Annotated in this window: 17 protein-coding genes; 10 read left to right on the top strand and 7 right to left on the bottom strand. The window is 34.8% G+C overall.

Translation table 11 applies throughout. The annotated features are described in order from the left end of the window. Positions 1 to 857: 857 nt before the first annotated feature. Positions 858 to 1187 carry a co-chaperone YbbN gene (locus tag F6K27_RS22525; protein WP_124146535.1) on the bottom strand — a complete coding sequence of 110 codons (330 nt, stop codon included), beginning with the start codon at positions 1185 to 1187 and terminating at the stop codon, positions 858 to 860. Between the two features lie 320 nt (positions 1188 to 1507). On the opposite strand from F6K27_RS22525, the gene glpX reads away from it, so the two are divergent. From glpX to F6K27_RS22550, 5 genes are all read left to right on the top strand, one after another. Then, on the top strand, positions 1508 to 2545 hold the full coding sequence (glpX, locus tag F6K27_RS22530; protein ID WP_124146534.1) for a class II fructose-bisphosphatase: 1038 nt from the start codon (positions 1508 to 1510) through the stop codon (positions 2543 to 2545). 503 nt (positions 2546 to 3048) lie between these two features. After that, the gene (locus F6K27_RS22535) at positions 3049 to 4344 is read left to right on the top strand and encodes a glutamyl-tRNA reductase (protein ID WP_124146533.1); all 1296 of its coding nucleotides are present in this window, start codon (positions 3049 to 3051) and stop codon (positions 4342 to 4344) included. 187 nt (positions 4345 to 4531) lie between these two features. Beyond that, positions 4532 to 5245 (top strand): endonuclease NucS domain-containing protein, encoded by a 714-nt coding sequence (locus F6K27_RS22540; protein ID WP_287278366.1) that lies wholly within the window; start codon positions 4532 to 4534, stop codon positions 5243 to 5245. Positions 5246 to 5251: 6 nt separating this feature from the next. Further along, complete coding sequence (locus F6K27_RS22545; protein ID WP_287278367.1) at positions 5252 to 5686, top strand: hypothetical protein; 435 nt, start codon at positions 5252 to 5254, stop codon at positions 5684 to 5686. A gap of 6 nt (positions 5687 to 5692) precedes the next feature. Next, entirely contained in the window at positions 5693 to 5836 is a 144-nt protein-coding gene (locus F6K27_RS22550; RefSeq protein ID WP_287284575.1) for a hypothetical protein, read from the top strand. Positions 5837 to 6468: 632 nt separating this feature from the next. Here the strand turns inward: F6K27_RS22550 and F6K27_RS22555 are convergent. Both F6K27_RS22555 and radA read right to left on the bottom strand, forming a co-directional pair. Beyond that, positions 6469 to 6945, bottom strand: a complete 477-nt coding sequence (locus F6K27_RS22555) for a DNA-binding protein (protein ID WP_287278368.1) — start codon at positions 6943 to 6945, stop codon at positions 6469 to 6471. A gap of 679 nt (positions 6946 to 7624) precedes the next feature. Beyond that, a complete protein-coding gene (radA, locus tag F6K27_RS22560) occupies positions 7625 to 9175 on the bottom strand; it encodes a DNA repair protein RadA (protein WP_287278369.1) in 1551 nt (516 codons plus the stop codon). Positions 9176 to 9339: 164 nt separating this feature from the next. Between radA and rpaB the strand changes: the two genes are divergently transcribed. The 3 genes from rpaB (at position 9340) to F6K27_RS22575 (ending at position 12292) form a co-directional block, all read left to right on the top strand. Continuing rightward, complete coding sequence (gene rpaB, locus F6K27_RS22565) at positions 9340 to 10071, top strand: response regulator transcription factor RpaB (protein ID WP_124146530.1); 732 nt, start codon at positions 9340 to 9342, stop codon at positions 10069 to 10071. 982 nt (positions 10072 to 11053) lie between these two features. Beyond that, entirely contained in the window at positions 11054 to 11701 is a 648-nt protein-coding gene (locus F6K27_RS22570) for a cofactor assembly of complex C subunit B (protein WP_287278370.1), read from the top strand. Positions 11702 to 11761: 60 nt separating this feature from the next. Beyond that, on the top strand, positions 11762 to 12292 hold the full coding sequence (locus F6K27_RS22575) for a DUF456 domain-containing protein (protein ID WP_287240943.1): 531 nt from the start codon (positions 11762 to 11764) through the stop codon (positions 12290 to 12292). Positions 12293 to 12295: 3 nt separating this feature from the next. Here F6K27_RS22575 and F6K27_RS22580 read toward each other — a convergent pair whose 3' ends face one another. The 3 genes from F6K27_RS22580 to F6K27_RS22590 all read right to left on the bottom strand — a co-directional run bounded on the left by F6K27_RS22580 (position 12296) and on the right by F6K27_RS22590 (position 15635). Beyond that, a complete protein-coding gene (locus F6K27_RS22580) occupies positions 12296 to 12721 on the bottom strand; it encodes a hypothetical protein (protein ID WP_287278371.1) in 426 nt (141 codons plus the stop codon). 965 nt (positions 12722 to 13686) lie between these two features. After that, on the bottom strand, positions 13687 to 14760 hold the full coding sequence (rfbB, locus tag F6K27_RS22585; RefSeq protein WP_287278372.1) for a dTDP-glucose 4,6-dehydratase: 1074 nt from the start codon (positions 14758 to 14760) through the stop codon (positions 13687 to 13689). A gap of 104 nt (positions 14761 to 14864) precedes the next feature. Then, positions 14865 to 15635, bottom strand: a complete 771-nt coding sequence (locus F6K27_RS22590; protein ID WP_287240865.1) for a sulfotransferase family 2 domain-containing protein — start codon at positions 15633 to 15635, stop codon at positions 14865 to 14867. A gap of 362 nt (positions 15636 to 15997) precedes the next feature. Here F6K27_RS22590 and F6K27_RS22595 point away from each other — a divergent pair, with 362 nt between their 5' ends. Together F6K27_RS22595 and F6K27_RS22600 are read left to right on the top strand one after the other, a co-directional pair. Further along, the gene (locus F6K27_RS22595) at positions 15998 to 17821 is read left to right on the top strand and encodes a CapA family protein (RefSeq protein WP_287278373.1); all 1824 of its coding nucleotides are present in this window, start codon (positions 15998 to 16000) and stop codon (positions 17819 to 17821) included. 563 nt (positions 17822 to 18384) lie between these two features. Continuing rightward, positions 18385 to 18519 carry a hypothetical protein gene (locus F6K27_RS22600; RefSeq protein ID WP_287278374.1) on the top strand — a complete coding sequence of 45 codons (135 nt, stop codon included), beginning with the start codon at positions 18385 to 18387 and terminating at the stop codon, positions 18517 to 18519. Between the two features lie 301 nt (positions 18520 to 18820). Here the strand turns inward: F6K27_RS22600 and F6K27_RS22605 are convergent, their stop codons facing one another. After that, on the bottom strand, positions 18821 to 20602 hold the full coding sequence (locus F6K27_RS22605) for a type ISP restriction/modification enzyme (RefSeq protein ID WP_287278375.1): 1782 nt from the start codon (positions 20600 to 20602) through the stop codon (positions 18821 to 18823). Between the last annotated feature and the right edge of the window lie 233 nt (positions 20603 to 20835).

The following is a 20835-nucleotide window of genomic DNA, read 5'->3' on the forward strand; positions in this document are numbered from 1 at the left end:
GAATTGTGGGTCATAGCTGGGGAATATTTAGTTGAACTTGTCACAGATATGATCAATTTTAATCGGATGAAAAAGTTGAATTATCAAAGGGGATGAAAAGCTCTGTCAATGTTAAATAATATTTAATTATTTACCCGAAACCTCTTACCATTCATCCCATTCATCTGATTATTAAAAAAAAATTTTAATTGGCTTACATAAATGTTCTGAGCACAATTTAATTGAAAAATAAATCAACTTACTGTGATGGTGTGGGTTCGCGATCGCGAACCCATCGCCCTCACCAATAATGATGATTATCATCACAAATTCTCTCAAATTTTAACACTCACCTATAGCCTTTAAACCCCTATCTAACAATGTTTTTGAAGTGTTTGTCACCCCGTGAGCTTATAATATTTAACATTTATTAAGTTCTCAGGTGCAATGGCATTTTCTGTTGATGCCCACATTATGAATATAATTTAGAACTAGGATAAAATCTATCTGCTATGACTAATTGACTGCTATACTATTTACACTGATAGCTTCTTACACTGATAGCTTCCTGGTACAACAATCTCATCTTCAGCAATTTGCTAAATTAAAGCAGAAGTAGTATTTCCCAAATCATCGGTATCATAAGTACCATGATGGAAAGCTTGCCAGGTATAACTTCAGGCAATTTCTCCATTGGGAGGGATGTTTTCAAAGGAGACTTAGATTTGCCGAGAATCAGCATCTGAAGCATTAGGCATAGCAAAACCAAGGACAGATATAATACTAATAATTGAACTGACCAAGGTTTTGATTTTCATAAAACACTCCTTCAAATAATTGTTTAATCTGTGAACTCCTAAAGATAACAAAGACCTAATTCAATTTAAATAAGGTTCTAACTTATCTATTAACTGTTGTTTTGTCATAGCTCCTTCATCGGAGAGTAATAATTCTTGATTCCGAAATAGTCTAAAGGCAGGGACTCCTTCCACCTGATATTGCTTCACAATTTTAGACTTAGGATCGACTTCCATTTTCACTACTTTGAGGCGATCGCTATATTCAGTGGCCACTTTTTCCATTAAAGGGGACATTAGCCTACATGGGCCACACCAAGTAGCCCAAAAATAAGCTAATACAAGCTTTTCTGACTTGAGGATTTCAGTTTCAAACTGAGAATCATTAATGACAATAACGTTACTACTCACGTTTTTTCCGTTCCATAATTTGCTGACATTTTCTCACAAATGTTGTGGCTATTTATTTTATCAGAATTTGAGTAGGTCAAACTAAATATTTAAGATAACTGAAGCTAGTAAATTTCCCAAACCATCGCTTTCCCTATATCAATCCTTATTTTTAACTTATGTCTTTGTTTCTTTGACTAATGACTGTTTACTATCTGCAATAAAACTTTACATCCTAGATTCCGCACAAAGTCCTAACCTGAACCCTGGCTCTGATAGACTTTAACACTGGGAGAGCTAAATAAAAAAGTTTTCCTCAGCAGTTGGGAGGATAAAAATTCGTGGATAACGTAATTGGTTTAGAAATTATCGAAGTAGTAGAGCAAGCAGCGATCGCCTCTGCTCGTTGGATGGGAAAAGGTGAGAAAAATACTGCAGACCAAGTAGCTGTAGAAGCTATGCGGAAACGCATGAACCAAATTCATATGCGGGGCCGCATCGTGATTGGAGAAGGGGAGCGAGATGAAGCGCCCATGCTCTACATTGGGGAACAAGTAGGAATTTGTACTCAACCTAATGCCAGTGAGGTCTGTGACATAGAACAGCTAGTCGAGATTGACATAGCAGTTGACCCTTGCGAAGGAACAAACCTAGTTGCCTATGGTCAAAATGGTTCTATGGCAGTATTAGCTATTTCTGAAAAAGGTGGTCTATTAGCAGCACCAGATGTTTATATGAAAAAATTAGCAGCACCAGCAGTAGCTAAAAATCATGTAGATATAAACAAATCTGCTACTGAAAACCTCAAGATTATTTCAGACTGCATGGAACGTGCTGTTGACGAATTGGTCGTTGTAGTCATGGATCGCCCCCGTCATAAAGACCTAATTAATGAAATTCGTCAAGCAGGTGCCAGAGTTCGTCTAATTAGTGATGGTGACGTTTCTGCAGCAATTTCCTGTGCATTTTCTGGAACAAATATCCATGCTTTAATGGGTATTGGTGCAGCGCCAGAGGGAGTAATTTCTGCAGCAGCTATGCGTGCTTTAGGAGGCCATTTCCAAGGACAACTGATTTATGACCCAGCTATTGTCAAAACTGGTTTGATTGGAGAAAGCAAAGAAGATAACATGAAGCGACTCAAGGATATGGGTGTTGAAGATCCAGACAAAGTTTACAACGCTGAAGAGTTAGCTTCTGGAGAAACAGTGTTATTTGCAGCTTGTGGTATTACTCCTGGCACTCTGATGGAAGGAGTACGTTTCTTCCATAATGGTGCTCGTACCCAAAGTTTAGTTATTTCTTCTCAGTCAAAAACTGCTCGGTTCGTAGATACTGTGCATATGTTTGGAGAATCAAAAACACTGGAACTGAGATAGAAATTGATAAGCATTCAGCTATTAGTAGTTAACATTCAGCTTTTTAATTAATCAAGCTAGTTGATGTATTTTATCGTACAGTTTATGGCTAATGTCTGATGGCTGAATGCTTAGATAAATAGTATTAGGTAAATGGGGCATTACAAAATATCTCTGTTGAAAAATGACCTTTGAAAAATTACTGCTAAACAGTCAAAATTCATGGCTCATATCAATCAGGATAACCAGGGAATTATTAAAGTTTTGGGGGTAGGTTTTAAATTAAATATTTAGGCGGAAAAGAACTAACCATATATTAAACCTCCCTCAGTTTTTTCACAATTCTAATGATCTTCTGAAACAATATAAATTTTTTAGGCCATTTATCTGTAAAAATGCGCTTAATAATTGTTTTTCAGACCTTATTACACTGAATATTAAGTGCAACTTTATGAATAAATGGTATTAGACCTCATTTTTTAATTTAATTAAAAATCACAACAAATTAACAAAAGAAAAATTACATGAATATCGCAGTTGTAGGACTTAGCCACAAAACAGCACCGGTTGAAGTTCGAGAAAAATTAAGTATTCCAGAAACACAAATAGAAAATGCCATTACTCAATTATGTGGTGGAACTTATACTCAAGAAGTTGGCATTCTTAGTACCTGTAATCGTTTAGAAATTTATGTAGTTACTAATGAAATGCAGCCTGGTATTCGAGAAGTAACTCAGTTTCTTTCTGACTCTAGTAAAATACCTTTAAATTTACTTCGTCCACACCTATTTATGTTGCTCCATGAAGATTCTATTATGCACTTAATGCGAGTTGCTGCTGGATTAGATAGTCTGGTATTAGGTGAAGGACAAATTTTAGCTCAGGTGAAACAAACTCATAAACTCGGACAACAATATAAAGGTATTGGGCGTATTCTTAATCGTTTATTTAAGCAAGCTGTAACTGCTGGAAAAAGGGTTCGGACAGAAACAAGTATTGGTACTGGTGCTGTTTCTATTAGTTCTGCAGCGGTGGAATTAGCTCAAATGAAATTAGAGGATTTATCTAATTACCGAGTGGCTATTGTTGGTGCTGGTAAAATGTCAAAATTATTGGTGCAACATTTATTAGCTAAAGGTGCAAGCAATATATCAATTATTAATCGTTCTATCGGACGCGCTCAGGATTTAGCAAATAGTTTTAAAGATGCAAATATAAATGTTGATTCTATGTCAGAAATGAGTCAGGTTATTAGTAATTCTGATTTGGTATTTACTAGCACTGGGGCAACTGAACCAATTTTAGATAAGGCTAAATTAGAAGGAATTTTAGCTCCTAATCAATCTTTAATGTTGGTGGATATTTCCGTGCCTCGTAATATTGCTACTGATGTGAGTGAATTGGCAAATGTTCGTTGTTTTAATGTGGATGATTTGAAAGCTGTTGTTGCTCAAAATCAAGAAAGTCGTCGGCAGATGGCGATGGAGGCTGAGGTTTTATTGGAGGAAGAGGTAGAAGCTTTTGATGTTTGGTGGAGAAGTTTAGAGACGGTTCCTACTATTAATTCTTTACGACAAAAAATAGAGACTATTCGGGAGCAGGAATTAGAAAAAGCTTTATCTCGTTTAGGTTCAGAATTTGCGGAAAAACATCAAGAGGTAATTGAGGCTTTGACTAGGGGTATTGTGAATAAGATTTTGCATGACCCAATGGTGCAGTTACGGGCACAACAGGATATTGAAGCAAGGCGTCATGCGATGCAGACTTTACAACTTTTGTTTAATTTAGAACAAGAAATTAGTTCTGGGAAAGTTGTTTAGTTAGTGACTGAGTTTGTTAAGTAGGGTGTGCGTGGCGTACCCTATATTTTGCCTGTTCTTTACATTGAATAAAAAATCATGCGTAAGTCCTGACAACTCCCATTTTACTTATCTTATGATCTTTTTCTTTAACAGTAAGTAACATGACAAGTATAATTTACACATTCTGATTCTTATAAAGAAGTTTATGCCATATTTAAAAGCCAAGCATTTAACTGAAGCTGAGAAAAAGCGGGATGAGAAGGTAGCAAAGTCTACTCGTAATTTAGTCTTGATCAATGACAAAATTAAATTTCAGTCAGAAGAAGATTTAGAAAATTATATAGAGGAAAATTTTAACCAAATTTTACCAGGCTTAGTTTTGATTAAGCGTCAGCATACTATTAATACGCAAAGATGTGATTTACTATGCTCTATTAAATCAGTTAAGCAACCTGTGATAATTGAGTTAAAAAATGAAGAGGATAGGAATTTAATCTCTCAGCTTACTCGGTATAGGAAAGCTTTACTGATAGAAAAGCCTTTTCCAGAACAAATAGATTATTCATTACCTGTGAAATTAATAGCGATCGCTCCAACTTTTCACGAGGATAATTATACAGATCAAAAAGCTTCTAAATTCGAGAATGATTTTTGTCTGTGGGAGTTTAGTATTGATATTGAGCAGGGTAAAGATATTGCTCAATTTAATCTTTCAGGAAAAACTTATGATATTCCTTATCCTATATTTGGCTTCCCAGGAAAAATTTTAAACTCTGAATCTTATAGTAAAAGTTTACCGACTTTTGCTTGGGAATTTTATTTTAGACTAGACCAAAAATACAAGAAAGATTTTCAAGGGTTACGAAATAAATTGATTGCTCAACCAAAGATAAAAGAAATGGTTAGCACGAGCTATTGAAAAGTATTGTATGGAACAGGTGAGGGAAAAAATCATAAAAAGTTGGCAGAAATAACTAATACTCCTGGAAAAAATGTATGTTTATCTCTGTGGTTACCGATATCTGTAGATACAAAGTCAGACAGACCAGTAGAAAGATTTGGATTTGTTTTAAAAGATGCTAGTAATCCTTTATCTAATGATTCTGTTGTTGAGTGGTTAGTATCAACTAAAGGAACTATTAATAATAAAAATACACCTCACAGTAATTCAGAATTAGCTGCTTATGGGACAAATGATAGACTTAAGTGGAGCAGAACCAATTTATATTTGGCTAACGTGACTTTTCGTTATACCCAAGACCCTGTTAAATTAGATGAATGGAAAAGAGTAGCTAAAACATCTAGTTCTAAAGTATTAAATCAAATTGTTAATTCATATCAAAATAATCCGACATTCTAGTTACTAATGTATGTTTTAAAAGGTGTGACACCAAAAACTATTACTGATGAAGATAGAATTTGGTGGGAGTCATATAAAATAAAAACTCCTATACATTTAGGTTGGTATATTGATTTAGCTCTAAAAACTTGGAATTATAAGATTAAGTAAAGTAGCTAATTTACTTAATCCCTTTTTTGGAAATAAATTTATGCCATATCTCAAAGCTAATATTTCATCGCATATCTCTACAGAATAGACACCTCCGAAAAATATATAGACTTTTTGTAAAAGTAGGGAAAAAGGAAGATTTTTTGAGGAAAAAAACACGGAAAATTATTTTGTGAGTAACTTTTACAACCCTAGTTTATAGTAAATAAAGGGTAAGTTTATTTTCTGGAAATGTCTAATAAAATAATTATCTCAAAAAAAGATTGTAGATATAGTTCTCCTTATAGGGGGAGGTTTTAAACCCATTTTTTCATTTAAATCCTCCCTACAACCATACATTTAAGAAAGGTTAAGAGCAGCACGAGCCTCAAGTAGTGCATCTCTGAATTGATAGCTAGCTTCAACGATTTTTCTTCGATCCTGATTGGTTAAAGAGCTGTAAGGAGTAGCTGCTACCTGGTTAGATTTGAAGAAAGACGCGATCGCATTAAAGTAGTTAGAATAAATTTTCTACTAAGAATCTTCATAATTAAAATTTATTTGCAATATATTCTAAAATGTCAAGGTATAATATGATAATTTGTACTAATGTCAATTAGCTTGACAAATTCGGGAGTATGCCAAATGGATGGCTATATCAATTCCTCAATATTTTTCTTGTTAATTTTCCACATCTCCTCTTCTTCCCAAACCCATCTATTATTAACTCGCTCCACTGTACCGTCAAAATTAAATACAGTTACTGTTGCTAAAGTCTCAATCCACACAGTGGCTCCACAACTATGAGGCTTATCCGGTCGATAAACAATCCGACAAGGACCGTTAATCTCCACTTCGTGACCCTTGCTTAAAATCTCAGAGCCACGTTGAGCAGAAAGTACATATTCACATTTGGCTTGAGGATCGACCTTTTTGAGTTTTCGATTTTTCTCTATATTAGGTCGATTGAAATGAATTGTATTTTTGCCGCAGTGGCGACGAGGATACCAATTGGGTTTGGGGCCACGTTTTCTCCCAGAGACTCTTGGTTTTCCTTTGTACAGAGGAATTCCCCAAGTCCGACCATTAATTTTCCGAGCGCCTTGAATCCGACCTTCCTTGATTGACATACTCCCGGCATCAAATCACAGATTATGATGCGGGATTCTCATCATTGATGATTCTACGCTCACAGAGATGACTTAGATGGACAATATCACTATTACCAAACCAGAGGTCGGACTCTCCCGTAGCTTTTGGGTCTCCCCCAGATTAGGAGGATAGGAAGAATAGTTTCCCTTGATTTTTCTGCCCCTGTCTGTCCAAAATGCTAACTTTTTGAGCATGAGTCACCGAAAAGCTGACACTTTTCTCGACCGATAAAGGCAAGCGCCTTTATCTGTCATATCATGTTCGGTAGAACAGTTATAATTAGGCTCGTAGTTGGGCTTGAGCAATTATATAAGTATTGCAAGGGCTAGAGCAAAACTACAAATAAAAACTTTGTTATCAGTAATTATCCGCAATTCGTAGCTCCCTCGGAGGGGGCACATGAGATCAATGCTTTGAGAGTGAATCTGCAAGCTCTAAATACTGATTTTTTGAGATTTGTAGTTAATGTACAGGCTTTCTTGATTAGAGTTATCGCTAAATAAAGGGAAAAAATCACTCTAAGCTAGACAAAGCAATAATTCCAAGCATTTTTGCCGTCCAATAGCTACAATCTTTACAGAACAAGGTTTTTGGGATTTTTTTAAGTTATAAAGCGACAAGTCTATTGATTGAACAAAGGTTTAACAAAAAAAATCCTCAATTCCCCATGGTCGGAGGTTGCGCTGGAATAGCAGCAATAATCGCATCAATCACCTTAGCAATGGGCAATACTTGCATTCCCATATCCGGCGTTTGCTGACCTTTCGGAATAATTGCCCTCTTAAAACCTAACTTCGCAGCCTCTCTCAACCTTAATTCCAACTGAGATACAGGTCGCACCTGGCCACCTAAACCAACCTCTCCCAGCAAAATAATCCTGGGGTCAACTACCCGGTCGCGAAAACTAGCCACTACTGCAATAGCAACTCCCAGGTCTGCGGCAGGTTCTTCTACACTCAAACCCCCCACGGTCGCCACATAAGTATCTAACTTTGATAAAGGAATGCCTACCCGTTTTTCCAACACTGCCAAAATCTGTTGCAACCTACCACTATCAATTCCAGTAGTAGAACGTCGAGGCGCACCATGACTCGCTGGACTTACTAAAGCTTGAATCTCTACAACTATTGGGCGAGTACCTTCCATCGATACAACTGTAGAAGTTCCAGAAGAATACTCATCCCTACTTCCTAAAAATAACTCTGAGGGATTCAATATCTCTTTTAAACCATTTGCCACCATTTCAAACACTCCAATTTCGTGAGTAGCGCCGAAACGATTTTTCATAGAGCGCAATAGACGGTGGGAGGCAAAGCGATCGCCCTCAAAATACAAAACCGTATCTACCAAATGTTCTAAAACACGGGGACCTGCTAAAGCACCATCTTTAGTGACATGACCGACTATTAATAAAGTAATATTTTCCCGCTTTGCTACTTGCATTAATGCGGAAGTACATTCCCTCACCTGAGCAACGGAACCAGGAGCTGAGGTCAGCGAAGCAAAATAAATTGTCTGAATACTGTCAATCACAGCAAGATATGGTTTGAGAGATTCCAACTCTCTCAAAATTACTTCTAAATCTGTTTCTGGCAATAAAAATAAATTTTCGTGAGAATCTGTAGTGGAATCTTTTATAGTTTCAGAATGGTTATTACTTTCTTGATTTTCATTTGAGGATAAATCTTCATCCATCTCAACATTTGAAACATTATCCTTATCCTCTTCCTCTACTTCATTGAGATTAACAATTAAACGTTGCGAACGTAATTTAACCTGTTGTCCAGACTCTTCCGCTGATACATACAAAACCCTACATCTACTAGACAACTGATTCGCCACCTGTAACAAAAGGGTAGATTTACCAATACCAGGTTCTCCACCAATCAAAACCAAGGAACCAGGAACAATTCCACCACCAAGCACTCTGTCTAACTCTTCAAACCCAGAAGGCATTCTGGACAAACTTTGGTCAGAAATCTGGGATAATAGAAAAGATGCCCTTGGTTGACCAGAAGACTTATCTGATTCAGATGCTTGACTGCCCCGAATATCAGTCAGTCCCAATCTTTGTAGAGCAGCAGTAGTTGATTTTTCTATCTCTTCTGTAAAAGAATTCCAAGTATTACAGCTAGGACATTTGCCCAAAAATTGGGTAGACTCATATCCACATTCTCCACAAACATACTTTATTTTCTGTTTTGGCATTTCTTAAAATAATTTAATATTCACTCGCAAATATAAAAAAGCCTAAAGTTTCACTCATCCTAAGCTAAGGAGTAATACATAATGGTAATTTCTGTTGTTATTTTGATGATAGAGTTAAAAAAATTAATATAATTATAAATCTAAATGAAGGAGTGTTAGGAAAAGTGGAAAATCATAAAGAAAAAATATTGGTTGTTGATGATGAGGCAAGTATCCGTCGTATTTTAGAAACTCGGCTGTCGATGATTGGCTATGATGTTGTCACCGCTGCTGATGGAGAGGAAGCTTTAGTAACTTTTCACAATGCGGAACCCGATCTGGTAGTATTAGATGTGATGATGCCAAAATTAGATGGTTATGGTGTATGTCAGGAGTTGCGAAAAGAATCTGATATTCCCATAATTATGCTAACTGCTTTGGGAGATGTTGCAGATCGAATTACAGGTTTAGAGTTAGGTGCTGATGACTATGTTGTTAAGCCTTTTTCTCCAAAAGAATTAGAAGCAAGAATTCGTTCTGTATTACGTCGAGTTGATAAAAATGGTGCTTCTGGCATTCCTAGTTCTGGTGTTATTCAGGTCAGCACTATTAGAATTGATACGAATAAGCGTCAAGTTTACAAAGGAGATGAACGAATTAGACTTACTGGTATGGAGTTTAGTTTGTTGGAGTTGTTAGTAAGTCGTTCTGGAGAACCTTTTTCTCGGTCTGAGATTTTGCAGGAAGTTTGGGGTTATACTCCAGAGCGTCATGTAGATACGCGGGTAGTTGATGTTCATATTTCTCGACTGAGGGCTAAGTTAGAAGAAGATCCAAGTAATCCAGAATTGATTTTAACTGCGCGGGGTACTGGTTATTTATTTCAACGTATTATTGAGCCTGGTGAGGTTGGTTGAAATATAGTTACAGTCAAATCAAAGGCTAAAAAATGGGTAGTCCTAAAGATTTAAGGATATTAGTTGCTACATTCCTTTAATTATAAGAAGGTAGACTATAAAAATCATTACTTGTTTAGTACTACTAAAAAATGCTAGTTATTCAGTAACTTTAAAAATTACCTTATCGGTATCTAAATTTATATTTTTCTTTACTGGTTTAATACCAATTCCTAAAAATAATGCTATTTTTATTGAATACTTCAGTTATTAAGTAATGATAATTGTTCATTAATTTTTTTAGCAATTATTTGTATAAAGTCAAGATATCTTATTCGTAATTTACCGAATAATTAAGGTTAAAAGCCTCTCCTTTAAAGGATAAAAAAGAAAAAAAATCATGCTCCGTGTCATATCAAATCCGGTTAAATAACCTCACAATCAATAGCTTACAATTCTGATTATAAGGTTATTGGATATATGTGCAATTAGGCGGATTTGATATCAATCCTCTTCTTTTCAAGGAGAGATAATAATTAATAATTAATAATTAATAATTAATTGTTGAACTACTTTCTACTCTCTGCTTTCAAGAAGATGTAGCAAAAATGCGTGATATTTGGGTATAAGATTCCACACTTCAACTGCTGTGTCTACAATTGCTTGAAGTTATCAGACACGAAGTGGCTTGTCAAAGACTACCTCAATCAACTTTTTCCTTCTTCAATAAATTTAATGAGTTAAATCATAGCTTTCAAAATTTATGTAGAGACTATATAGCAATCAGGAATAAGTTGTGAGAGTTGAGTTGTTCCTTAAAAGTATAAAGTATAGCAGTTATCATATTCAGATGATAGATTTTTTTCTTCTTCCCTGTTCCCTGTTTCCTAAAATTTGCCAATATCTCACAACTTAAATTATATTATATTACTATATATTCATATTTCTTAAATATAAACACTATATTTAAACCCTCTTTCTTTAATAATTTATTCTTTAAAATATGGCTAAATCAGACCAAAATCAAGTCCTACGAATGTTACCTATAATAGTAGGAGGATTAGGTGGAACTTTACTCATGGTTAATCGATTTTTCACCCCTAATCTTTTAGCTTCCCAAGCTCGTTCTGATGTTGTAGGAGTAATTTTAAGCGCTTTTTTAATTTTAACTGGTTTACTTTGGCAACAGATACAACCACGTTCTCCTGATACTGTTGAATTAATTGGTGAATCAGGATTTGAACTATTGCCAGAATTATCTGACATAGCAAAAAATGAACTTGCCTGGGCTTCTAGTTTATTATTAACTAATACAGTTACTAAAACTATTATTATTTGGTATCAAAACAAAGTCTTATTAAAAAGAGGAATTTTACCATCTCACTCACAAGTAGAACCGGGAGCTATTTTCAAGCAAGTTTTGAATAAACAAAAACCTATTTATTTAGTAGATTTAAAAGTTTATCCGGGTCGTATTGAATTTAATTATTTACCAGAAAATACTCAAGGTGTCATTTGTCAACCTATTGGTAAGAATGGTGTAATTATCTTAGGTGCAAATTCCCCTCGCAGTTATACGAAACAAGATGAAAATTGGATTTCAGGAATAGCAGAGAAATTGACAGATACTTTATTGAGAGAAATTAACTAGAATCAATAATACAGGTTAATTTTTTTGATTTTAATTAATTTGATTTTAATTAATATGTTAATGGTAATTATTTATTGGCTTCTTATAATAGTTATGTTGGTCGGTGTTGCTGGTGCTGTAATTCCAGGTTTGCCAGGTTCTAGTTTGATTTTAGCAGCGATTTTAGTTTGGAGCTTTATTCAAAATTTTACTGGAGTGGGTTGGGCATTAGGAATGGCGATCGCCGTTCTGGTTTTGAGTACTTTGATAGATTTTCTAGCTACTTATTGGGGAGCAAAACAGTCAGGTGCTAGCAAATGGGGACAAATAGGTTGTTTCGTTGGTCTGGCACTAGGTTTTTTTGGTCTATTACCAGCTTTACCATTTGGCGGACCTTTATTAGGGATGTTGATTGGACCTTTTTTCGGAGCAGTTGTTGGAGAATTTTTATATCGTCAAGATTTAGAGTTTATTCAGAGGGCTAAATTATCTGTAAAAGCTGGAATAGGTATAGTGGTCGGCACAGTTGTGGGAAATATAATTCAAGGAATTTTAGCGATCGCCACTGTGATAGTTTTTCTTGTTTCAACTTGGCCGACCATTAACAGTTAGTGGTTAAAAAGAATAAACTCTGCCAGTGGGAGAAATATAAACTGATTTATGGTCAGTTGCTTCTGAACCTGGTTTAACTCTCACCGTAACTGTATTACCCTCTGCACTATATTCATAAGTAAGTAAACTCTCATTATATATATTTACTGTGCCATAACCGTCAGGTATACTTTGCAAGTCAACTCTGATATTTTTACTTCTTCCTGCGGGCAAAATTCTTTCTACTTCTGGAATTAAGTTATAGTTGAGAGCTTTTCCAGTCTGATTTAAAATCTTTAGTATAATTGGTTGTTTTGAATCTGCTGCTTGAGCTTCTGGTTGCCAATATCCAGGTACATAAGTAGGAGCATTTTGAGATAAAACTTCTTTGGGATAAATTATGAAGCTTGAAGTTATTAATAATGTTGTGATTAGAGCAAATTTTTTCATTTTTCCTCTTGTTGTAATTTACAAAAAATCTAATACTTAATACTCCAAAATTTTTGCTTCGGTTATTTGTGAGGTAGTCTTAACAGCAATTTTCAGTATTGTAAGGTACGGTTTAAATAATAACAGCAGATTCCATGTTAGTGAGGTACACCCGTCGCGGGCAAGATGCCCGCACTACAAATATTTAATTATTAACCTCTGTACTTCATATACCACCGAATCTGCTGTATCTCTGTCACCATCTCGAGTATTCTCTAAATTATTAAAACTTTGTACCTGCAAGACTCGAAAACTGCTGGATATAATCAATATATAGCCAGGGCTATTTCATTCTAAACTGTGCCATTTTATGTATTGACGAAACCACGTTATTTACAGCTTTAGGAAATTTATCTTTCGCTGTCTGAAAATCAATAAATTCATTGTCATTTTCTAGAATGAAATGACCCTGATATATAGCTGTGCAAAATAAACTTTATAGTTGAAATTGGCAAAAAGGGAACGGCAGAATATGTAATTAATTTTGTCTCAGTACTTAGTAATCTTAAACCCTCCATCAAATATCTATCTAAACAATTTTTCTGCATTGCCGGAAAGACAAATGTTCTCAATTTTTATTGAAGCAAGGAAAATCTTTACCAGGAGATTTCATCAGATCGAAAATTTGAAAGTCTTATTTATTTTCCTGCTTATCTAGTCCCTGATTCCCAGAAATTTTACCTATTAACTCAAATAAAATTTCTATATAGCAGTCGAAGTAAAGATGAGGATATATCAAAAGCTGAAAATTCAGACCACGCCAGATTTTTCCTTCTACCTTCTGCTATAAAAGTAGTAACCTTGAAAACTCTACGACTAGATTAACTAATTGAGAATTAGGATAGTAGCTAGAAAAGACTACTTGCAGAAAATAGAAGAGCTAGTAGCTAATAATCAAAAAATATTACTAATTACCAATAGCCAATTTAAGAGCTTGCATAAACTTTCTGATAATAAGCTTGATATTCTTCAGATAATAATGGCTCCCACCAATTTCGGTTATTCAAAAACCATTCTACTGTCTGACGCAACCCCTCTTCAACAGTTACTGAAGGTTGCCAACCTAACTCAGCTTTAATCTTTGTTGCATCAATAGCATAACGTCGGTCATGGCCTGGTCTATCCTTAACAAAAGTAATTAACTTTTCACAAGGTTGCACTGGTAAATCAGTTGCTAATTCATCCATAATTTGACACAACATTCGCACCAAATCAAGATTTTTCACCTCATTATTTCCACCAATATTATAAGTTTCTCCAGGTTTACCTTTGTGAATTACCGTATCTAATGCCCGACAATGATCTATCACATACAACCAATCTCTAATATTTTGCCCATCACCATAAACTGGCAATTGTTTTCCTAGTAACATATTGATGCACATCAGGGGAATTAACTTCTCAGGAAAATGATAGGGTCCGTAGTTATTAGAACAATTAGTAATAACTGTCGGGATACCGTAAGTATGATAATAAGCTCTAGCCAGATGGTCACTTCCTGCTTTCGATGCAGAATAGGGACTATTTGGCGCATAAGGTGTGGTTTCTGTAAAGGCAGAATCTTCTGAGCTTAAACTACCGTAGACTTCATCAGTCGAAACATGGAGAAATATACACCTACGATCTGGATTTTGGGCAACAGTGGAATAATGACTTCTGAATGCCTCTAACAAAGTAAAAGTACCCACAACATTAGTTTGAACAAAAGCTGCCGGGCCAAGAATAGACCGATCCACATGAGATTCTGCGGCAAAGTGGGCTACTGTATCTATATCCTCTTCCTGGAGTAAGCTATCTACTAACGAGCGATCGCAAATATCTCCCTGGACAAAACGGAAATTTGGCAACTCTAGTAAATCAGCTAAAGTCTCCTTATTACCAGCGTAAGTCAGAGCATCCAATACAACTACTCGATGATTAGGATAGGTTTCACACCAATAATGGACAAAATTAGAACCTATAAATCCAGCACCCCCGGTCACCAATAATCTACTTTCCATAATTATCATCTCCTGAGAGCTTCTAATTCCAATTAAGTATCTATGCTAGATTAATTTAACATTTTGTCGAGCTATGTATGGAAGAAGAACTCGAATGTAGTGACCTAAGGCAGGTATCCAAACTTGTCGAAGTCTATTTTAAATTGCGAATATATATAGCTACGGTCTTCAGGGGTCAACTCAACACTTCTAGAAGCCGATTTATTTTCAAATTTTAGTTTACAACTTATTCCTAAATCTTGGCATAATTTCGGCCATTCAGACTCAATTTCTTCTAACTTAATGACCCGATCGACTATAAGGTTCTGGTGATCGCGGTCTGATAGCCATGTCCATTGAGTGCGAAAGGAATTATCCTTCATAAGAAAAGGATGGCGAATAAACTCAGAAAAGTTGGCAGTATCTAAATAAGCTTTGATATCAGGCCATTTCAGTAGCCAGAGAGTATTTTTAAAGTATTGACTATTAACTTTAGCACCCAAATATTTAATTTGAGATTTAATGCGCTGGGGAATATGAGCTAATGTTTCTTTGTTTGAATGGTGTAAAATTCCTGTGCCAAAAAAACTAGATAATTTTTTTTCGCTATAGGTATAGATAGAAACAATTCTGCGATAGGGATTTCTGACAACACCAAATGTGAAAAATTGCTCCCACTTTTCCTTTCCGACTAAATCTTGGATTTCTATCCCTAAGGAATGTTTACTTACGCCAAATTGTTTTTGATAAATCTGTAGTAATTTCTCACCATATTTAGTTCCACCTATAACAATGTCGTTATACTTCAGATGTTCTTCTAGAGATAGTGCTACGCTAGTTCCTCCATTTTTGGGAATATGAATAAAGATAAATTTATCATTCTCAGAAATAATCATTTGGCTAATCTCTATCGACGATAAATTTGGGGTTGCACATTATGGAATGATATTGCCAAAAATTAGTTTAGACTTTGACTAAAAATAACCATTAATTAATCATTCTGGCAATTGATTAATCCACAATCCAATTCAATCAAAAATCTCAAATCATTCGTCGCTGTGCAACGCCATAAATTTTAGTAAGCTAAGAATCATTTAGATTCTATATTCCCCGATCCAGTGTTCCCTTTGATAAAAATCGGATATATGGTTTAAATGCAAAACAACTTAACTATAAGGGATTATCAGTAAAAATTTATTCTGATCAGTAGTAATATGATTGAGTTTAGCTTATATTTTTTGGTGTAAGGAAAATAATTGTGAGTCAACAAGAAATTTTAACACGAGCAAAACAAGGAGACCCTAAAGCGATCGCTTTTCTCATCAATCAAGCATTAACAACTATTGGAGTTAAAGCTAGGGTTAGTATTCAGAAAAATAATCTACATCTTCTACTGGAAAGCTCTCAACTTCCAGATCGCCAAGCTTGTATTAGAGTAATTCATCAAGGAATGCAGCGCCTCAACGCATCATCTATTGATTTTGTCAATATTTATGGGCGAAGATTAGGTAACACTATCCCTGAGTGGACAGAAGTTATTGAATTACACAGACCTAGTATATACCATCCAGCGGGAGTAGGGACAATTTGGTGGCAATCAGAAAATACAAATTCTTCCCAAGAATCTCTTGAAACTACCCTACCTTCCCTATCTCAACAGGTGGAATTAAATACTCCAGAAATAGTTAAGACTAATCCAGAGATAAGTAAAAGTAAAGATAAAAATGTAGATTTTTCTCCAGTTAATCTCAAGGTATCTGTGAGAAAAAGAAATAATCGCTCTAGGGCAAAAAAAATCTTTTCTTCCTATGATACTTATTGGCAATTTTTACCTCAGAAAAATCAAGCTCTTTGGCTATTAGTAACCACTATTGGCATAGCATTAATTCCTGTATCAAATTTAGTTTTAAATTCTAATAATTACAAGCTACCTGAAATTATTTCAAATATTTCTCGACCGCAACGAAGACCTCAAAAAAACTCTTCAACAGTAGAAGTTAGTCAGTTGGCAGTACCAACAGTAGCTACTCCTCAAATTGTACAAACTCAAAATAAAATTAATTTATCAGAGGTTTCTGAGTTTGTTTTATCATCTATTAAATCTCCAATCAATCCTGATACTAGAATTACTATTAAAGCAGTGGGAGATATTATCCCCGGGACTAATTATCCTAAGAATAAGTTACACCCTAAAAAACAGGAGTTATTTGCATCAGTAAAACCTCTATTACAAGATGCAGATATTGTTTTTGGCAATTTTGAAAGTACCTTAACGAGTTATCCAAGAAGTGGCAAAAAAATGGGGAGTGGTAGGGTATTTGCTTTTAGAACACCACCGAATTATAGATATTTGTTGAAAGATGCTGGTTTTGATGTTTTGAGTGTGGCGAATAATCATTCTTTTGATTTTTTAAAGCAAGGGTTTGAAGATACAATTGCCAACATTCAAAATGCTGGAATGCAAGCTGTTGGGAAAAAGGGGGAAATTGTTTATCGTGAAGTGAAAGGGATTAATATAGCGTTTATTGCTTTTAGTAATTATAGTTATCATAATTCTATGCTTGACTTAGAATCTGCAAAAAAACTTGTCCGAGAAGCAGATGAAAATGCAGATATTATTGTTATTTCTGTTCATGCTGGTGCAGAAGGAATTAGGGCGTTAAGAATTAAGAATAAGACTGAATATTTTTTTGGTGAAAATCGAGGTAATAAAATTTTATTTTCTCATACGTTAATAGATGAAGGTGCAGATTTAATTTTGGCTCATGGTCCTCATGTGCCTAGAGCAATGGAGGTTTATCAAGGGAAGTTAATTGCTTATTCTCTTGGTAATTTTATGGGATATCGCACTTTGTCTAGTAAGGCTCAGTTGGGATATTCTTTGGTATTAGAAGTAGATATTAATCCTAGAGGGGATTTTGTTTCTGGTAAAATTTTGCCTGTTCATTTGAATAGTAAAGGTATCCCTTATCCTGATAAATATGGTCGGAGTATTAAGTTAATTCAGCAGCTTACAAAAAAAGATTTTCCGAAGACAATTTTAGAAATTGATGGGGAAGGAAAATTAAAAGTTAAAGGTTAAAAGTTAAAGGTTAAAGGTTAAAAATTGAGGTAATAACTGGTACTCCTTCTAGGAAAATTCCTGAAGATTAGCGATCGCCTTTTAGTAGGGAAAAAATGTTGAATAAAAAGTCATGTGTATAGGCAAACAACCCCTTATAGTTATTATGATATCACAAAAATTGTGGGGATGGAACTGAAAATACTTTGAGACGCGTTTTTTCAAGAGCTTCACACAATGAAAATGTGGGCGCACTGAGGAGTGATGGAGGGAAAAATTTGATGAGGAAAAAACAAGTATTTACTGAAAGCTCCACAAGATGACAATATTTCTGGCACTCCTTCTCAGAAAATTCTTGAAGATGAGCGATCGCCTTTTAGCAGGAAAATTATGTTGAATAAAAAATCATGCACATGGGCGAACAACCGCTTATAGTCATTATGATATCACAAAAATTGTGGGGATGGAACGGAAAATACTTTGAGACGCGTTTTTCTAGGAGCTTCACAGAATGAAAAATGTGGTTGGTTTTGCACTGAGGATGGATGGAGGGGAAAACAAGTATTTGCTGAAAGCTCCACAAGATGACTATATTTCTGGCACTGCTTCTAGGAAAATTCCTCAAAGATGAGCGATCGCCTTTTTGTAGGGAAATTTGGTTGAATAAATTGAATCAAATTTTTATTTCTAATTTAGCTTTGTTGCGCTATACGCAATAAAAATTTTGACTTACAAAACCCTGATGGAGTTTTAATTGAATCAAATTTTTATTTCTAATTTAGCTTTGTTGCGACATACGCAATAGGAATTTTGACTTATAAAACTCTGGTGAAGTTTTAACGGTACAAATTTTTAATCATAGGTCAATAACTGTTTGTTGATCTTCGTCAAAATCATAGGTATTCAATTTTTCGGCGATGGTTTTGCCTTTTGATAAGAGGGAGTCGGGTATAAATTGAAATATCTACATCTTTAATTCTGAGACTAGGAGAAAAATTTAGAGACCAAACCCTTGCAAAACTATTTATCTTTTTCAATAGTTTCCATCTTCTGAATAATTTTCATAGTTTCGACACTAACGGTACAAACTTTTTGTAGTAGGTCAATGACTGTTTCTTTATAGTCGGCAAAACTATAGGTATTAAATTTTTCAGCGATGGTTTTGTCTCTGGGTTTCTTTTCTTTGTATTGGTCTAATACCCATTCCAAAGCACTGCGGTTTCCGAGGCGATATTCCCAGGCAATTTTGGGAATTTTTTCTAATGTTGTGATGGTATCTATAAATATTTTTTCTTTGGTTTTATCTGCTTTAAGTTTTGGTTTTGGAGTGGGTTTGTTGTCGGTGGTTGGTAAGTCGATACGAGTTAATGGGTAAGGTTTAATAGTTTCATAGTTGATGTGTAAGTCGATTAATTTTTTGCCCCATTTTACCCACTGTTGGAAATTTTCATAGAAGGGGAGACGGGGAAATTCTCGCTTGAGATTTTGTTCATATTTTTGACGGTAGGTTGGGTGGTGTAAGACGGCGTAGGTGTAGTGGAAAATGTCTAGTTTTTTGATTTTTTTATTGTTGTAATGAGTTTGGAATTTTTGCAGACTCCAGTCGGTAATATTGTCTTGGCGGTTTCCATTTTCGTCATAGCGGTAGAGGGTTAATATTTGAGAAAGTCTTGAACCAATTCCATTATCACAAATGCAATTCGTAGCTATAACAACAAAAGGAACTTGTTTATGAATTGTCAAACAAATTGCTATGTTATCTTTGCCAATAGGAAAAATTTGTTCCTGTTGATATAGTCTATGTACGATAAATTTTGCCAGATAAAGGTATTTTTTGGTAAACGGACGCCAAGTAGATGTAACTATAAAATCAGGATTAAACTCTAGGGTGGAATTTCTCAGTAAATGATCTTCCAGTTCAGAAGTCCACTTAATTTTTCGATCGACAAAATCGTTAATTGCTTTTTTCTTGTTTGATTTATACCATCTAACTTTTTCTTGTTCATAAAAATCACAAAAAAACTGAATTTTTTTTGCTAGCTGCTGTCTATCGAAGTTGTATAACCATTCATCTCTACTTGTTACTATTCCAATAGAAAATATTTTAAATATTGCCGTTTCATCTGTTTGGCTTTTAGCAAGTTTAGTATTTTTATTTGCTAGAGGTAGTAAACTATAAAAGTCATTATCGGTAAGATTTATCCAGTTATTATTTTTGTCTGGTGTAATATGTTTAAACTCCAAATCCCTGAGATTATTAAAACTCAAATAATCTTTCTTTTCATCAGCTTTGACATAATCACTTATGGAATTATAGAAAACCTTAAATCCTTCTAATTTTTCATTTATTACAACGAAATAAACTGCTACTCCAACTTTAATTTTATCACTAAAAATATTGCCACCTTCTTTCCTGCGTCTTTCTCCAGTTGTCCGTGCATCTCCTTTTGTATCAATAATCCAAATTTCGTTAAATTCATCTGCTAAAACTTTCCTAAATCCATCAGCCCATGTAGCATCAATAAAAGACGAATTAGTAATAAAAGCTATTACACCATTTTTAGCTAGTCTATCTGTTGCCCACCTTAAAAAACGAGAATACGGATCATAAGCCTTTGTCTTTTGTGCTCTACTTTCTTTAACATAAGTATCTTTAATTCGTTTATCAATTTCAGGATAAGAACGATTCTTATTATTATCATTTTCATTAGCTTGATTTGCATTATAAGGAGGATTACCAATAATCACCGAAATTTCACAATCATTTTGCCGTTTAATCCTTTCAGTATTTTCCACAGTCATTGCAAATAAATCTAACTGCTTATACTCAAAGGAACTATGGTCTAATAAATGTAATAAAGCTGATAGCTGATTGCTGTTTGCGCAGCATTCCGCAGGAAATGCTTACCTACTCTAAAGTAATTTAACTTCATTAGTTACTAACTATTTGTGAAATTAGCTATGATACTTAAAATTAACAATGCCAAAAAATTTCTGTAAGTTATTGTTCAATATACCAGTTTCAAAAAACAAGT

The sequence above is a fragment of the Okeania sp. SIO2F5 genome (assembly GCF_010692685.1).
GTDB classification, from domain to species: domain Bacteria; phylum Cyanobacteriota; class Cyanobacteriia; order Cyanobacteriales; family Microcoleaceae; genus Okeania; species Okeania hirsuta.

Bases quoted from the DNA above. Each gene is read 5' to 3' on its own strand.
- F6K27_RS22580 (WP_287278371.1), bottom strand. From the start codon at position 12,721: ATGAAAAAATTTGCTCTAATCACAACATTATTAATAACTTCAAGCTTC.
- F6K27_RS22570 (WP_287278370.1), top strand. From the start codon at position 11,054: ATGGCTAAATCAGACCAAAATCAAGTCCTACGAATGTTACCTATAATA.
- F6K27_RS22590 (WP_287240865.1), bottom strand. From the start codon at position 15,635: ATGATTATTTCTGAGAATGATAAATTTATCTTTATTCATATTCCCAAA.
- F6K27_RS22535 (WP_124146533.1), top strand. From the start codon at position 3,049: ATGAATATCGCAGTTGTAGGACTTAGCCACAAAACAGCACCGGTTGAA.
- rfbB (WP_287278372.1), bottom strand. From the start codon at position 14,760: ATGGAAAGTAGATTATTGGTGACCGGGGGTGCTGGATTTATAGGTTCT.
- F6K27_RS22605 (WP_287278375.1), bottom strand. From the start codon at position 20,602: ATGACTGTGGAAAATACTGAAAGGATTAAACGGCAAAATGATTGTGAA.
- F6K27_RS22555 (WP_287278368.1), bottom strand. From the start codon at position 6,945: ATGTCAATCAAGGAAGGTCGGATTCAAGGCGCTCGGAAAATTAATGGT.
- F6K27_RS22575 (WP_287240943.1), top strand. From the start codon at position 11,762: ATGGTAATTATTTATTGGCTTCTTATAATAGTTATGTTGGTCGGTGTT.
- radA (WP_287278369.1), bottom strand. From the start codon at position 9,175: ATGCCAAAACAGAAAATAAAGTATGTTTGTGGAGAATGTGGATATGAG.
- F6K27_RS22550 (WP_287284575.1), top strand. From the start codon at position 5,693: ATGTATGTTTTAAAAGGTGTGACACCAAAAACTATTACTGATGAAGAT.
- F6K27_RS22600 (WP_287278374.1), top strand. From the start codon at position 18,385: ATGACTATATTTCTGGCACTGCTTCTAGGAAAATTCCTCAAAGATGAG.
- F6K27_RS22540 (WP_287278366.1), top strand. From the start codon at position 4,532: ATGCCATATTTAAAAGCCAAGCATTTAACTGAAGCTGAGAAAAAGCGG.